The 14705-nt window shown below is 63.0% G+C and carries 12 protein-coding genes; 1 reads left to right on the forward strand and 11 read right to left on the reverse strand.

Annotated elements, in window-relative coordinates; translation table 11 throughout:
• Positions 1–20 precede the first annotated feature (20 nt).
• From HNR24_RS04700 to HNR24_RS04740, 9 genes are all read right to left on the reverse strand, one after another.
• Positions 21–878 (reverse strand): glycosyltransferase family 2 protein, encoded by an 858-nt coding sequence (locus HNR24_RS04700; RefSeq protein WP_182495152.1) that lies wholly within the window; start codon positions 876–878, stop codon positions 21–23.
• Positions 875–2029: a glycosyltransferase gene (locus HNR24_RS04705; RefSeq protein WP_182495153.1), complete on the reverse strand. Its 1155-nt coding sequence runs from the start codon at positions 2027–2029 to the stop codon at positions 875–877. The genes HNR24_RS04700 and HNR24_RS04705 overlap by 4 nt, the downstream gene beginning before the upstream one ends.
• 311 nt (positions 2030–2340) lie before the next feature.
• Positions 2341–3867: a sugar transferase gene (locus HNR24_RS04710; RefSeq protein WP_182495154.1), complete on the reverse strand. Its 1527-nt coding sequence runs from the start codon at positions 3865–3867 to the stop codon at positions 2341–2343.
• The gene (locus HNR24_RS04715; protein ID WP_182495155.1) at positions 3867–4802 is read right to left on the reverse strand and encodes a hypothetical protein; all 936 of its coding nucleotides are present in this window, start codon (positions 4800–4802) and stop codon (positions 3867–3869) included. Before HNR24_RS04715 ends, HNR24_RS04710 begins: the two co-directional genes overlap by 1 nt.
• 5 nt (positions 4803–4807) lie before the next feature.
• Complete coding sequence (locus HNR24_RS04720; protein WP_182495156.1) at positions 4808–5428, reverse strand: arsenate reductase/protein-tyrosine-phosphatase family protein; 621 nt, start codon at positions 5426–5428, stop codon at positions 4808–4810.
• A gap of 2 nt (positions 5429–5430) precedes the next feature.
• Complete coding sequence (locus HNR24_RS04725) at positions 5431–6807, reverse strand: tyrosine-protein kinase domain-containing protein (RefSeq protein ID WP_182495157.1); 1377 nt, start codon at positions 6805–6807, stop codon at positions 5431–5433.
• A gap of 115 nt (positions 6808–6922) precedes the next feature.
• Positions 6923–9067 carry an excinuclease ABC subunit UvrB gene (uvrB, locus tag HNR24_RS04730; protein WP_182495158.1) on the reverse strand — a complete coding sequence of 715 codons (2145 nt, stop codon included), beginning with the start codon at positions 9065–9067 and terminating at the stop codon, positions 6923–6925.
• 9 nt (positions 9068–9076) lie between these two features.
• Entirely contained in the window at positions 9077–9691 is a 615-nt protein-coding gene (gene coaE, locus HNR24_RS04735; protein WP_220477162.1) for a dephospho-CoA kinase, read from the reverse strand.
• Between the two features lie 88 nt (positions 9692–9779).
• On the reverse strand, positions 9780–10775 hold the full coding sequence (locus HNR24_RS04740; RefSeq protein WP_259392405.1) for a LysR family transcriptional regulator: 996 nt from the start codon (positions 10773–10775) through the stop codon (positions 9780–9782).
• A gap of 72 nt (positions 10776–10847) precedes the next feature.
• Here HNR24_RS04740 and HNR24_RS04745 point away from each other — a divergent pair, with 72 nt between their 5' ends.
• Positions 10848–11810 (forward strand): EamA family transporter, encoded by a 963-nt coding sequence (locus tag HNR24_RS04745; protein WP_182495159.1) that lies wholly within the window; start codon positions 10848–10850, stop codon positions 11808–11810.
• On the opposite strand, the gene HNR24_RS04750 is transcribed toward HNR24_RS04745, so the two are convergent.
• Complete coding sequence (locus HNR24_RS04750; RefSeq protein ID WP_182495160.1) at positions 11777–12481, reverse strand: SGNH/GDSL hydrolase family protein; 705 nt, start codon at positions 12479–12481, stop codon at positions 11777–11779. The genes HNR24_RS04745 and HNR24_RS04750 overlap by 34 nt on opposite strands.
• Before the next feature lie 144 nt (positions 12482–12625).
• The gene (locus tag HNR24_RS04755) at positions 12626–14413 is read right to left on the reverse strand and encodes a BCCT family transporter (protein ID WP_182496099.1); all 1788 of its coding nucleotides are present in this window, start codon (positions 14411–14413) and stop codon (positions 12626–12628) included.
• Positions 14414–14705: the final 292 nt, after the last annotated feature.

Below are 14705 nucleotides of genomic sequence, written 5' to 3' on the forward strand. Positions count from 1 at the left end.
CCTACTGTGTGCGCCATGCTTCAATGCTCCCTTATCAGCGACTGCGGTACATTCAAACGGCCTGTCCATCCGTCTCGAACTCCACTCAACCGCGCAACGGCGGCCTCGCGCCGCGAATGATCACGAACTATTACCTTGGCGAGCGAAAGAACCGTCGCTGCAGCCGCTGCGATATAGCTGCGCCTAGCTCGCCAGTAGACGATGGCATTGCGCGCACCAAAGTACACTGGTGTCCGGGCAGTTTCCTGGATCACACGCACTTCCGGGGTAACTACTAGCGCTCCTAGCTTGGACAGTCGGTGGCCCAGGTCAACATCCTCCCAGTACAAGAAGTAGCGCTCGTCGATTCCAGAGACCTCACGCAAAGCCCATGTGCGAACAAAAATGCAACACCCGTCGAGCCACTGAGCCTCAATGGGCCTATCTGGCACCTTTGTGGTGTGGCGCGGTCCGCGCATGCCGATCGTGCCTCCGGCTGACCATGTCGAATTGTCAACCTCAAGAATCGGACCCACTGCCACTGTCGACGGAACTGCAGCCACGGCGCTCAGCGCACTGGTCGCGGCACCGGATGGCAATAGGATGTCGTGAGTAGCGAGCAGCACCCAAGATGCGTCGCCTAGGGCTGCAACCCCACAGTTCATGCCGCCCGCGTAGCCCTTATTCTCAGACAATTGAATAAGGCGTGCCCCATGCGCTCGTACGTTCTCTGCGTTGAGCGTGCCATCGTGCGACGCGTTATCTACAATCACCACGTCTTTCGGCGGGGGGTCCTGACTAACGATCGAATCGATCGTCTCCCAAATCTCCTCACCTCTACGGTAGTAAAGGACGACTGCCGCCCAATCGGGATTTGGGTGCTGGTATGGTGACGTCACCAATTCATTCCTTGGAGTCGAAGGCGGACGAGTTCACGGCTGGACTCTTCGTACTGGCGGTTAACTCTCGGCCATGTGTAGTTAGCGCGCGCTCTTTTCGTACCGGCGGTCGCCATGATCTCAGCAGTCTTTCTGTCCCGCAACGTCGATCGAAGTGCGTCAACGATCAGTCGCGCTTCCGGCATCACAAAGACCGCGGCTTCACCGAGCACCTCGCGATTAAACACAGTGTCACGTGCAACTACAGGAGCGCCAAGCGCCATGGCTTGAACTAGGGCAGGGTTTGTTCCGCCGACAGAGTGTCCATGGAAATACACTCCTGCGTGCTGCCAAAGCGCATGTAGACGGTTGTCATCGTCCACGTGTCCCAGCCATCGCACCCGGGGGTATCGGTCAGCCAGTTCACAAGCGAGCTCATCGAACGTCCCGCCATACCCGCTCGACCCAACGATCACAACATCCGTATCTTGTGCCAGTTCTTGAACAGCGTCTAAGAATTCGCGGATGGAGTTTTCTGGCACAAATCTAGCAACATACAGTACGTATGACCTTGACTCAAGGTCTTCCTCTAGGGGCAGCTCTTCGCGAAAGTCACCCCCATAGGGAATGACTACTCCTTCACGCTTGAACTCCGTTTGCCAGCGCCTTGCGATCTCGTGCGCATCAAACACCAGTTGGGTTCCAAACCAAGCACAGAACCTAGCGCCGAGCTTAAAAACAAACTTTGCCGTTCGACCCCACTTCGCGCGCTCCCATTCCATCCCGTCGACGTTAACGAGGGTCGGGATACCACGAAGCTTCAATAAGGGCAGAATGAAACCATTCGCGCAGTTCATGACGATGGCGACATCAGGCTTGCGCTTCCAAGCGTCAAGGGCTGAAAAGAAGCCATAAGACAGGGTACTCAGAGACTTAGTTTCAAGCCCTCGAGTAACCACTGAGGTCACTCGAGGGTCGATGTCCGGATCATTCGGGCGACTCGTGCCATCACGCCCATAGACCACGACTTCCCAACCGCTGTTCGTCAAATACGGGGCGAGCTTCCGGACCGCCGTCTCAAATCCCCCGTAGTAGCTGGGATACCCCCGAGTACCAACAATCACGATCGTCTTGGGCTCATGAGGGATCTCATTTATTGGCTTGTCGTTCATTGTAATTAACGGCTCCCTAAGTCGCATGACTATCGGCACCTCAGCTATCGCAACCCATGGACGCTGCGGGCTAAGTTCATATGGCAATGTGATCGGTCGATCAGACCCTGGATCTGTGGGCAAACCTTCCAGAAAGGCTCAGATAAGACCTCAGCCTGATTCGCCTTGGTGAGAGATGCCGTTCCGCAACTGGCCATAGCTACCTCACCACCTTCCGCCCCTCCCCCACACGAGCCCCTCTGCTCAGACTGCAGAAGCCAAGCGGTCTGGTCATCTTTAACGTGCTTGAAAGTTGGGCGTATGTCCAGGATTCAATACGCACCAGAGCCCCGGATGACGACGTTCGCCGTCCGCCAGAGGATGACAAGGTCTGCAGTCATCGACCAGTTCTCCACGTAATACAAGTCCAGCCTGACAGCTTCGTCCCACGGAAGGTCGGAACGACCACTGACTTGCCAGAGCCCAGTAATACCGGGTTTAACCAAGAATCTCCGGTGGACGTGGTGTTCGTATTGGGCAACTTCTCGGGCCAGCGAGGGCCGCGGCCCCACAAGGGACATGCTGCCCGTCAGGACGTTAAACACCTGCGGCAGCTCGTCGATGCTGTATCGACGAATGAACCGACCTACCGCTGTCACGCGGGGGTCATCCTTCATCTTGAACAGAATGTTCCCCGGGTCCATCCGGTCCGCAGCGTCCAGTTGGGCAAGCACCTGCTCTGCATCCCTGCGCATCGACCGGAACTTCCACATCCGGAACTCTTTCCCATCAAGCCCGACTCGATGCTGCTTAAAGAACACCGGACCAGGGGAAGTGGTTTTGACCAGTATCCCGACGATCAACATGGGGATCCACAGGAGGGCAATGATCGTGAGAGAGCCCACGATGTCGAACGAACGCTTCATCGCGGCCCGCAGACCCGTATACCGTGGAGTCTCAACATGCATCAGCGGTAGACCCGCGACTGGCCGGCTGTGTATGCGAGGGCCACTGATGTCGGTCAGGCTCGGCGCCATGACCAGCGAGTACTCGCCCTTCTGAAGTTCCCAGCTCAGCTCTCTCACTCTCTTTGGGTCGAGGTGGTCTGCTCCAGTGATGATGGCTGTATCAGCGCCGATGATGTCCATAGCCTCGCGCACACCGTCGAAATCACTGATGACAGGGATGTTGCCTATCGCAAGGATCCCGCTATCCCTCGGGTCCTGGGCTAAAGCCGCTCCCACAACGTTGTAACCTGCCCAGGGTTGTTTCGCCAATTCGTCCGAAATATGGCGAATCGACGACCGGGACCCCACCAGGACTACCTGGTTTGAATAGTCTCCTCGGGTTCGATGCTTTTTGAGCCACTTGCGCCAGACCATCCGAGCGAAAAGCAATCCAACGGTGCCAAGCGCGAAAGTTAGGAGGAGGTAGCCGCGGGCCACATCAAGCTTGAGCAAGAACATCACGCTGGCTACCCCAGCAAAAAGAGCGATGCCGCTGTCGGTAATCTTTCGGTACTCGGTGTGCCCGACGCCCATCACGCGGGAGTCGACACTTCCGACCGCTATGAGGACCAACATCCAGACGAAGAGTATGGCGCCGGAGACTACGCCGTAACTGACTTCCCCCCCGTACTGATCCCCGCTACTGCTAGGGAATCCAAAGTGCGCGGTATTGTCTATGCCAAGCCACAAAATTTGGATAGCGCCAATAACCAGTGCTAGCACAACAAAGTCAGTGATGAGCAATCGAGTCGCGTACCGCCTCTGCCACTCCTTTCGAGGTAAAACGTCTTTCGTCACAGCCTGGATACCCGTATACGTGGCATGCATGTCTGGAGCTTCTGCAGCTGACATCAGTTGAAGCTTCTTCCAAAGTCTGTGGAGATCATGACCTGGTCCCCCGACCATAGCCAGAGGGCGTTACCCGACAGATCGATGGCAACTTCCGCTGCAGCTTCTGCAGGTGCGCAGGCATAGGACTCGGCGGAGGCATCATCAAATTCGACGAGCCTGAGCCCCTGACAGTCAGCAGATTCAACTGCAGCCATCCATCGACCATCTGAACCGCTCAGCGCCACAGCAGCCTCGATACTAGACTCAGACCAGCCCGTGCTGCCCATTGGAGTAGTCCAAACTGAGCCATCACTGCAAACCGCAGCCGCGACTCCACCTGTAACGGCAACCTGATGCGTGTCATCACATGGCCCCTCAACGGCGTCGCCGCCCCAGATCACGAGAGAAGGATCGCCAGGGTCCACAAGCACGGAATTGGTCACCACCTGATCGTCCTGTGTCCAAGAGGCCCCGGAGTCGTAGGTGCGAATGCCTTGACGCTCACAATCAGGTCCAGAGGCAATTGCCGACTGAACGGCAAGGTAATCAGCCCCCGATAGCCAGAGCGGGCGTCCCAATCTGTCTACCGCGGGGTATGCAGAACCCCAGGTTTGTCCCCCATCCACGGTCAGTTCGATCTCGCTTCGTTCAGCGCAGGCACCTCCTTCGGAACGCCATGCAACGGTCTCACTGACGGCAGAGATCAAGCGTGGTGCAACTCTTGGTTCTTCCGGCGCGGCTGACTGCAGCGGCTCGTCCAAGGTCTCCTCGGAATCATCTTCAGCCTGAAAAGATGATTCAACAGACGCACCCCGCTCGACAACCCGTGGTGCGTCTCGACCCCATCCAAGCGCGAGCGCGATAAGAACGATATCGACGGCGACGAAGACCGCCAGCCCCGCCACAACCCACGCCGTGCGAGGCATCGACCATAGACGCTGGGGCGTTCTCTCCATTCGGCTCATCCGTTAACCCGCCCGGAGATACTCACCGCGGCTCGCTGGGTACGGTCAAGCGCCTGAACGATCTGTTGCGCGGAGTCCTCGTAGACGTCCTTCGAGCGGCGGTATGGGTCGACGACATCGATCAATTCTGAATCTTCTAAGGGCAAATACCCTCGACGCACTGACGCGGACTTCACTGCCGCACGCAGTCTGTCCAACATGGAAAAACTCAAGAAGTTCTCGGTCTGACTCTCGATGTTTTGCTCCGCGTTCTCGAGCAAGGCTGCAAACTCTGTGAGAAGGAATGTGTTCCGCGACGCACGAGGCAGAAGTCGGACGACCGCACTGCGGTGCTCTGCAGCCATCACCAGGACGAGATCTGCCGCTCTCACGTGTTGGACCTCGAGTTGACGAGCGCGGTGAAAGGTGGGGTCGCCACCATTCTGCTGGGAGAGTTCAGCTGCTTCCACGGGCATTCCGGCCCCAACAAGGGCCCCGGTGCCCGCGCTCTCGACCTCTACGACTGGCGCGAGCGCTGGGCACTCCTGAGCAATCCTGGCGCGGATGAGCTGCTCGGCCTGGGCCGAGCGGCATATATTGCCGGTACAGACCACCAGGATCCGAAATGCATCCGACATGGCTACGCCTTTCGGTCGTCTTCGTAGGTGTATGAGTGTCCGTAGCGCCCATACCCGTATGCGTCAGGACCCTTGGTGGGGAGCATGGTGGGAATGAGGCCAAAGAGTTTGGCGCCGACGTTCTCCAGCGAGGTGACAGCGCCCTTAAGCTGGTGCCGATCGGTCTTTCCTGCGGCCACGACGACGATCGCGCCGGTGGCACGTGTAGCCAACACGGCCGCGTCGGTCACGGGAAGCAACGGAGGTGCGTCGATGAGGACCACATCAAACTGGTCCTCCACGAACCGAAGCAGTGCATCCATACTCGGCGACCCGAGAAGCTCACTGGGGTTCGGCGGGATGTCTCCAGCAGGCAGCACGGCGAGATCGTGTGGACCCCAGTACTGGACGACGTCCGCCAGATCCACCTTGCCGATCAGGACGTTAGTCAGACCAACTGCGCCTTCGAGCCCAAAGTAGTCCGCGACCCTGGGCCGGCGAAGGTCGGCGTCGATCACCAGCACGCGCTGGCCAGCTTCCTGCATGGTGATGGCTGTGTTCGCCACCGTGGTGGACTTGCCCTCGCCCTGAATCGAGGAGGTAAACACGAAGCTTCGTTTCGATTCTCCAACCTCGAGGAACTGGAGATTGGTACGCAGAGTCCGGAATGATTCGGCACGGGGGCTCTTCGGGTCCACCTGGACCACGAGCGGCCGCTTCTGCGCCTCAGCGTCATAGACGATCCCGCCAAGAACAGGCGCTTCAGTCACTGCCGAGATGTCATGCTCTCCGCGGATCCGAGTGTCCAGGACTTCACGCAGGACCGCGATACCAACTCCGAAGCTCAAACCAACGAGGAATCCGAGAGCCAGGTTCAACGGCACCCGGGGGGAAACCGGGGTCTCCGGTGCCACGGCCTCTTGAAGGATCTCGACGGAGACCGAGCTGGCGTCATCGTCCGACCCTGGCGTAATCTCACCGACGACTCCGATCAAGCTCTCAGTGACCGAGTTCGCGATCGCGGCCGCACCGCTGGGATCCTCACTGGTTGCCGTCACTTGCATCAGCACGGTGTTCGCCTCCGTAGAGACGGAGATCGACTCCGCCAGCGCTGAAGGTGTCTGCTCCAGCCCCAACTCCTCGATTACGGGCTGCAGGACCCGCGGAGTGGTGGTGACTTCTGCAAAGCTGGCCACGATCTGCTGGGTGTAGCTGGTGCCCTGCCCCAGCTCTGCCACAGTGGAGGCAGAGTCCGTGGAGACGTACACCCTGGTACCCGCTTCATACTGCGGGCTCTGCAGCAGTGAGTAGGTGGCTGCGGCGCCGATACCGGCGAGGGTCGCCAACACGATGATGAGCCATCCGCGATGGACGATCCTTAAATATTCACGCAATTCCACGTACTGATGCCCCTAGACTTCCTCGGATATGACCTAGGCAAGCATAAGGGATTCACAGCAAAAACTCAGAGTTGGCTTGAATGAATTCTTTGTTTCGGACGTAGCGGGACCACCCTCACATCTGGTCGTGCCCGGCGTTTTGCATCTGCCGCAGCTCCTTCTTCAGCTCCCCGATCTCATCGCGCAATCGGGCCGCGACCTCGAAGTTCAGCTCCTCAGCGGCATGGTGCATCTGGTTGGTGAGCTGCCCGATCAGGTCCGTGAGGTCCTTGGCCGGGGTCTGGGATGCAAGCGACTTGCCGGACTTCGTGTCCTCGCTCTCATCCCCCTCCTCGCTCTCGAAGCTGGTGTAGCCGCGGTGTCCCTTGCCGTACTGGAACCCGGTGGCCAGGCCACCCATCCCCTGCAGCAGCTCGGCGGTGTCCGCGTCCTCCCGGGCCAGCTGGTCCGTGATGTCCGCGATCTTCTTCTGCAGCGGGGTGGGGTCGATCCCGTGCTCGGTGTTGTACGCGATCTGGCGGTCCCGGCGGCGGTCGGTCTCATCGATCGCCCGGCGCATGGAGTCGGTGATCCGGTCCGCGTACATGTGCACCTCGCCGAAGACGTTACGCGCGGCACGCCCGATGGTCTGGATCAGCGAGGTGGTGGAGCGCAGGAAGCCTTCCTTGTCCGCATCGAGGATCGCCACCAGGGAGACCTCGGGCAGGTCCAGGCCCTCACGGAGCAGGTTGATCCCCACCACCACGTCGTGGACGCCGCGGCGCAGGTCCCGCAGGATCTCGATCCGCTTCAGCGTGTCCACATCCGAGTGCAGGTACTCCACCTTGATGCCGTTCTCCAGCATGTACTCGGTCAGATCCTCCGCCATCCGCTTAGTCAGCGTGGTGACCAGGACGCGTTCGTTCTTCGCGGTGCGGGTGCGGATCTCCCCCAGCAAGTCATCGATCTGACCCTTGGTCTTCTTGACCACGATCTTCGGATCCACCAGCCCGGTGGGACGGATGATCTGCTCCACATAGCCATCGGCCTGGTCCAGCTCATAGCGGCCCGGGGTGGCGGAGAGGTAGACGGTCTGCCCGATCCGCTCCAGGAATTCATCCCACTTCAACGGCCGGTTATCCATAGCCGAAGGCAGCCGGAACCCGTGATCCACCAGGGTGCGCTTCCGGGACATGTCTCCTTCATACATCCCGCCGATCTGCGGGATGGTCACATGGGACTCATCGACGATCAGCAGGTAGTCATCCGGGAAGTAATCCAGCAGACAGTGCGAGGCGGAACCGGGGCCGCGCCCGTCGATGTGCCGGGAGTAGTTCTCGATGCCGTTGCAGAAGCCCATCTGCTGCATCATCTCGAGGTCGTAGGTGGTGCGCATGCGCAGCCGCTGGGCCTCCAGCAGCTTGTCCTGGGACTCCAGCTCCTCGAGCCGGACCCGCAGCTCATCCTCGATCCGGCTGATCGCGCTGGCCATCCGCTCATCGCCGGCCACGTAGTGGCTGGCGGGGAAGATGTACATTTCTTCCTCCTCCCGGACCACGGTGCCGGTGAGCGGGTGCAGGGTGGAGATGGATTCGATCTCATCGCCGAAGAACTCGATGCGCACCGCGAGCTCCTCATACATCGGGATGATCTCCACGGTGTCCCCGCGCACCCGGAAGGTGCCGCGGTGGAAGTCGGTGTCATTGCGGGCGTACTGCATCCCCACGAAGCGGCGCAGCAGCTCATCGCGCTCGATCTTCTCCCCCACCTTCACCGCGACCATCTGCCGGATGTATTCCTCCGGGGTGCCCAAGCCGTAGATGCAGGAGACCGTGGCGACCACCACCACGTCCCGCCGGGTGAGCAGCGCGTTGGTCGCCGAGTGGCGCAGCCGCTCCACCTCCTCATTGACCGAGGAGTCCTTCTCGATGAAGGTGTCCGTCTGCGGCACGTAGGCCTCGGGCTGGTAGTAGTCGTAGTAGGAGACGAAGTACTCCACCGCGTTATTCGGCAGCAGCTCCCGGAACTCGTTGGCCAGCTGCGCGGCGAGGGTCTTGTTCTGCACCATGATCAGCGTGGGCCGCTGGACCCGTTCGATCAGCCAGGCCGCCGTCGCCGACTTGCCGGTGCCGGTGGCGCCCATGAGCACCACGTCCTTCTCGCCGCCTTCGATCCGCTCGGCCAGCTCCTCGATCGCCTTGGGCTGATCCCCCGAGGGCTGGAAGGGGCTGATGACCTCAAAGGGGGCGACGGTGCGGCTGATCTTCTGAGCGAGACTCATGGATCCATGCTACTGCGCGGCTATGACACGCCTGCGGAGTTTCTCGTACAGCTCATCGACCTGGACGTAGAGCTCTTCCAGGGTCCCGGAGTTCTCCAAGACGACGTCGGCCACGGCCTTGCGCTGCGCCTCGGTGGCCTGGGCGTCGATCCGGGACTGGGCGTCCTCGGGGGTGCTGTTGCGGTGCTCCACCATGCGTTGCAGCCGCTGCTCATCGGGGGCGGAGACCACCACCACGACGTCGAACCGGCCCGCCTGGCCGGTCTCCACCAGCAGGGGGATGTCCTCGACCACCACCGCGCCTTCTGGGGCCTGCTCGCGCAGCGCGTCCCGGGCTTCCCGGACCCGCGGGTGGACGATGGCATTGAGCTGGTTCCGGGCGTCCTCGTCGGCGAAGACGATCTTGCCCAGCGCCTCCCGGTCCAGCGCGCCGGAGGCGGTGAGGACCTCGGGGCCGAAGGTCTGGACCACCTGATCCAGCCCCTCGGTGCCGGGTTCCAGCGCCTGCCGGGCCAGCAGGTCGGCGTCGATGATCAGGGCGCCGTGTTCGGCCAAATGTGCGGAGACCGCGGACTTGCCCGAGGCGATGCCACCGGTCAGGCCCACTGAGAGGATCTGATGCATCCCTTGAGTTTAAGACACCCGCGTTCGGGGCGGTCTGCGTCGCAGCGACTCAGCGCCTCAGACATTCAGCGGCTCAGTCACTCAGCAGCTAGGTCAGCCTCCGGTGCGCCGGGGGTGATCCGGCCGGGTGCTCCGCCATCAGCTCCGCGCCGATGCTGACCAGGTGCTCGGTGACCGTTCCGACGGCGAGCCGTTCGTGGCGGTCGGGCCGGCTCAGTGCGACGATGCTGCGGGCCGCCCGGACCCCGGTGAGCGGGCGCAGCACCACGGCGGGGCCGGGCCGGGTGCTGAACCGCGGGAGCAGGCCGATCCCGGCCCCGGCGCCCACCAGCGACTCCAGCAGGTGATTGTCCCGCAGCCGCAGGGTCCGGTGCACCGGACGCCCGGTGAGCTGCTCGATGGCCACCGGGATGGCGTCGAACGGGTAGCCCTCAGGGACCCCGACCCAGTCTTCGTCGACCACATCGCACGGGCGCAGCTCGGTCTTGGCCGCCAGCGGATGATCCGCCGGGAGCACCACGTCGATGGGCTCCCGGGTGAGCACCGTGGCCACCAGTCCTTCGGCCCCGCCGGGGACCTCACCGCTGAGGCTGTGACTGATCACCAGGTCCGCGTCCAGGGCGCGCGCCGCGAAGTCTGCCTCGGCGATGTCGAAGTCATCCAGGCTCAGCGTGATCGCGGTGCCGCGCAGCCGGTGCAGCAGCTGCGGCAGCAGCACCTGACCGCCACTGGGCAGGGTGCCGATGCTGACCTCCCCGCGGGGTTCCCCAGTGGCAGCGTCCAACCGAGCCTGCACCCGGGCCAGGCTGGAGAAGACCTCATCGGCGCCCTCGGCAAGCAGCTGCCCCGCCGGGGTGAGCCGCACCCCGCGGGAGTCCGGCTCCACCAGCTTCACCCCGAGTTCCCGCTCCGCGGTGCGCAGCTGCTGAGACAGCGCCGAGGGGGTGCGGTGCACGGCCTGCGCGACCGCGGTGAGCGTGCCGCGCGCGGCGATCTCCCGAAGCAGCTGGAGGTGGCGCGGCTGCAGGGTCCGGGTCTGCAGGCTCGGGTTCTTCGTTCCAGGCATCGCCAAAGAATCGTCCATGTAGCCAAGCTACATGCCTAGTGCAGAATCATTCAGTAGACCTGAAGAGTGGATCGGCGCGAGGATGGACCCATGCCGCTGCGTCACACCCTCCTCGCCCTGTTGGTCGCCGTCCTGTGGGGGCTGAACTTCCTGGCCATCCGGATCTCGCTGGATCAGTTCCCGCCGCTGTTCCTGGCCGGGCTGCGCTTCTTGATCCTGGCGCTGCCGGCGCTGTTGTTCGTGCCCTGGCCCGGAGTGAAGGTCCGCTACCTGCTCGGCTACGGGCTCGGCTTCGGGACGCTGCAATTCTTCGGGCTCTACCTGGGGATGTCCGCAGGATTCCCCACCGGGCTGGCATCTTTGGTGCTGCAAGCCTCCGCCCCGTTCACCGTGCTGCTCGGCGCCCTGGTGCTCAAGGAGCACATCACCGGACGGCGGGCGCTCGGCGTCGGCGTCGCCGTGGTGGGCCTGGGACTCGTCGGACTCTCCCGCGGCGTCCTGGACGGATGGACCCCGTTCCTGCTGGTGCTCTTCGGGGCCTTCGGCTGGGCACTGGGGAACCTGGCCTCGCGGAAGGCGCAGACCGACCGGCCGATGGCGCTGGTGCTGTGGATGGCCGTGGTCCCGCCGATCCCGCTGCTCACGGTGGCGTTCCTGGTGGAGGGACCCGAGCAGATCGGGGCGGCCATGGCGGGCTCGTTCAGCCTGGCCGCGGTCCCGGCCTGGCTCGGGCTGAGCTACACGATCCTCTTCGGCACCGTGGTCGGTGCCGGGATCTGGGTCTGGCTGATGCGCCGGCACCCGGCGGGCACCGTGGCGCCGTTCTCCATGCTGGTCCCGGTGGTCGGGATCCTGGCCGCCTGGGCCGCCCTGGGTGAGGTGCCTACCTGGCTGGAGCTCGCCGGCGGGGTGCTGGTGGTCGGTGGAGTCATCTACGCCTCGGTGCGCGGCGCTCCCCCGGCACAGCCCGCGCCAGAACCTGAACTGGAGGCTGGGGCTGAGCCTGGGGCCAGAGACGTTCAGTCATCCGCGGTGGCCTCGCCGTCGAGGTAGTCGGCCACCGCCTCACCGAACTGCTGCTGCGCCTCAGGGGTGAGGTGGATCCCGTCATAAGTCATCCCCTCGCGGAAGCCGCCGTCGGGGCTGCGCACGAACTCGAAGCCGTCGAAGAACTCCCATCCCCTGTCCCGAGCAAGGTCCTGCAGAGACTCGTTGTACTGGCCGCTGGTGGGCCGGAACTCCCGGTCCAGCGGGGGAATGGCCAGCACCAGCACACGATCCGTCGGTGCCTTGGCGACGATCGCGTCGAGGCTGGAGGCGGTCTGTTGGAACGGGACTCCTTGGGCGAGGTCGTTAGTACCGGTCAGCAGGATCAGGGTGTCTGCCCCGGTGACGCCATGGAAGCTCTGCGCCTGGAGATCCGTGGTCGCTCCGGTCACCGCCCACCCGCCGGCGAATAGGTGGCCCTCGGCGAGCAGGGTCGAGACCCAGGAACCATTCCCGATCTGCCCGGCGCCGAAGTCCGGTGAGTTGGCCTGGGTATGGGAATCCCCCACCACGACGACGCCGCCGTCCTCTGCCACGGCAGGGGCCTGCGCGGCAGCCTCAGGCTCCCGCGTGACGGCAAGGATCACCAGCAGCGCACACACGCCGATGGCTAGCAGAAGCACAGATACGGACGTGACGACGCGTGAGGTGCTTCGGGTCCGGCGCTGCTGGTTCACAGGCGCCAGGCTATCGCAGCCGGTGCGGATGACTTGGCCGCAGACACAGCTGCCCGGCTCCTCCGAGGAAGAGCCGGGCAGCTGTGAGCGGATCACACCGGATCAGCGGGTGCTGATCAGCGGGCGTTGATCAGCGCGTGCTGATCAGCGGTTGTTATACGATCCCTCCGGCTGGGTGGGATCCACGGTGGGAACATCCCCGGTGCGGACCCGGTACTCCTCCACGATCGGTGGCTGCTCGGCGTGGTCCACATCCGGGGCGTTCTCCGGCTGGGTGCCCTCGTGGTAATCCGGGGCGACCACGGCTTCGCTGAGCGAACCGTCGGGCTCCTCCATGCGGCGCTCGTACTCCTCCGGGGGCAGCGTGCGCAGCCAGCGGCGGGTGCGCAGGAAGCCGACCTCGCCGGCGTCCTCGCGCATCGCCCGGGAGAGGTTGTACATCATGAAGTAGCCCAGGATGAAGAACGGCAGACCCAGCACCAGGGCCACGTTCTGCAGCGCCTCGAGCCCGCCCTCACCGGTGGCGGTGAGCAGCACCGCGGCGATCAGACCGATGGAGATGGTCCAGAAGGCCCTCTGGTGCAGCGGCGCCTTGCCCTCGTAGCCGTTGCACATGTCGTCGAGGACCAGGGAGCAGGAGTCCATGGAGGTGATGAAGAAGATGCCCACCAGCATGATCGCGATCGAGGAGGTCAGGGTGGCCAGCGGGAACTCCGCGAGGAACGCGAAGAGCGCGCCCTCCACGCCCTCGTCGAGCACGGTGTCCACCACGCCGCCGTCCCCGTTGAGCTCGATATCGAACAGGCCGGTGCCCCAGATCCCGAACCAGATGATGGTGAACAGGGTGGGCAGCCCGAGCACACCGGCGACGAACTGGCGCACCGAGCGGCCGCGGGAGATCCGGGCGATGAAGATGCCGACGAACGGCGCCCAGGCCACGGTCCAGGCCCAGTAGAAGATGGTCCAGCTGTCCTGCCAGCCGGTGTTCGACAGCGTGTCATTCCACAGCGCCAGCTCCGGGAGCATGGTGGCGTAGGTGCCGGCGAACTCGACCACGCCGCGCAGCATGAACACAGTGGGGCCGGTGGCCAGGATGAAGATCAGCAGCAGGATGGCGGTCCAGATGTTGAAATTCGAGAGCCGCTTGATCCCCTTGTCCACACCGAGGACCGCGGAGATCGTGGCAATCAGGGTCACCACCGCGATGATCAGGATGAAGTTCCAGGCCGCGTCGCTGATGCCCAGCAACCTGGCGAGGCCGGCCTGGATCTGCAGGGTGCCCAGACCGATCGAGACGGCGACGCCGAAGATCGTGCCGACCACGGCGAAGATGTCGATGGCCTTGCCGGCGGGGCCGTGGATCTTGTCACCAAGCATCGGCTGGAAGATCGAGGAGACGCGCGGGGGCAGGTTCCTCTTGTAGATGAAGTAGGCGAAGGCCAGCCCGGGCAGCGCGAAGATCGTCCAGGTGTGCAGGCCGAAGTGATACAGCGTGAAGCCCATGGCCTCATTCGCGGCCTCCATGGAGCGCGGTTCGATGCCCTCCTGGGCGCCGCGCGGCGGCTCCGCGAAGTGGTAGGCGGGCTCGGCCACGGCCCAGAACATCAAGATGGTGCCGATGCCGGCGGCGAAGAGCATGCCGAACCAGGCGAGGTCGGAGTGTTCTGGTTCGTCGCCGTCGTTGCCCAGCTTGATCCGGCCGAAGCGGCCGGCGGCCTTATAGACCAGGAAGATCAAGAAGATCGTGACTCCGGAGATGTAGAACCAGCCGAGGTGGTCATAGATCCATCCGGAGCCTGCACCGAAGAACTCGCCCATCCCGGTGGGCATGATCAGGGTCAGGATCACGAATCCGATGACGATCGCGGCGGATCCGAAGAAGACGATCGGGCTGGTTCGCAACCTCAAGAGGTCGTGGAGCCGTTGCAGCATCATTGCCTTTCGTGGGAGTTGTCGCCGCCCACGCCCGCCAGATGCTGCAGCGCCTGGCTCGCCCCAGGAGCACGAGTCTGACGGTCTGACCGCCTGACAGGCGGGATGATCGTCACTACGCTATGGAATTTGCGCCGCCGATGCACACTCATCCCCCGCGGATCGGCGGTATTTCAGGCTCTTCAGCGCGGTTTGCGCGTCCCCGCGGCAGCTTCTCTCCCGGCATGACCAGCATTCACACTGCGGCATCTCATTCCAGTAACGATTCTGTGTAGAACCTGGTGTGGACCTG

Source organism: Nesterenkonia sandarakina (assembly GCF_014138825.1).
In the GTDB taxonomy this organism is placed as follows: domain Bacteria; phylum Actinomycetota; class Actinomycetes; order Actinomycetales; family Micrococcaceae; genus Nesterenkonia; species Nesterenkonia sandarakina.

What these genes read in the sequence shown, in the direction of transcription:
- HNR24_RS04705 (WP_182495153.1), bottom strand. Translation starts at nt 2,029, where the DNA reads ATGAACGACAAGCCAATAAATGAGATCCCTCATGAGCCCAAGACGATC.
- HNR24_RS04710 (WP_182495154.1), bottom strand. Translation starts at nt 3,867, where the DNA reads ATGTCAGCTGCAGAAGCTCCAGACATGCATGCCACGTATACGGGTATC.
- HNR24_RS04715 (WP_182495155.1), bottom strand. Translation starts at nt 4,802, where the DNA reads ATGGAGAGAACGCCCCAGCGTCTATGGTCGATGCCTCGCACGGCGTGG.
- HNR24_RS04720 (WP_182495156.1), bottom strand. Translation starts at nt 5,428, where the DNA reads ATGTCGGATGCATTTCGGATCCTGGTGGTCTGTACCGGCAATATATGC.
- uvrB (WP_182495158.1), bottom strand. Translation starts at nt 9,067, where the DNA reads ATGAGTCTCGCTCAGAAGATCAGCCGCACCGTCGCCCCCTTTGAGGTC.
- coaE (WP_220477162.1), bottom strand. Translation starts at nt 9,691, where the DNA reads ATGCATCAGATCCTCTCAGTGGGCCTGACCGGTGGCATCGCCTCGGGC.
- HNR24_RS04740 (WP_259392405.1), bottom strand. Translation starts at nt 10,775, where the DNA reads ATGGACGATTCTTTGGCGATGCCTGGAACGAAGAACCCGAGCCTGCAG.
- HNR24_RS04745 (WP_182495159.1), top strand. Translation starts at nt 10,848, where the DNA reads ATGCCGCTGCGTCACACCCTCCTCGCCCTGTTGGTCGCCGTCCTGTGG.
- HNR24_RS04755 (WP_182496099.1), bottom strand. Translation starts at nt 14,413, where the DNA reads ATGCTGCAACGGCTCCACGACCTCTTGAGGTTGCGAACCAGCCCGATC.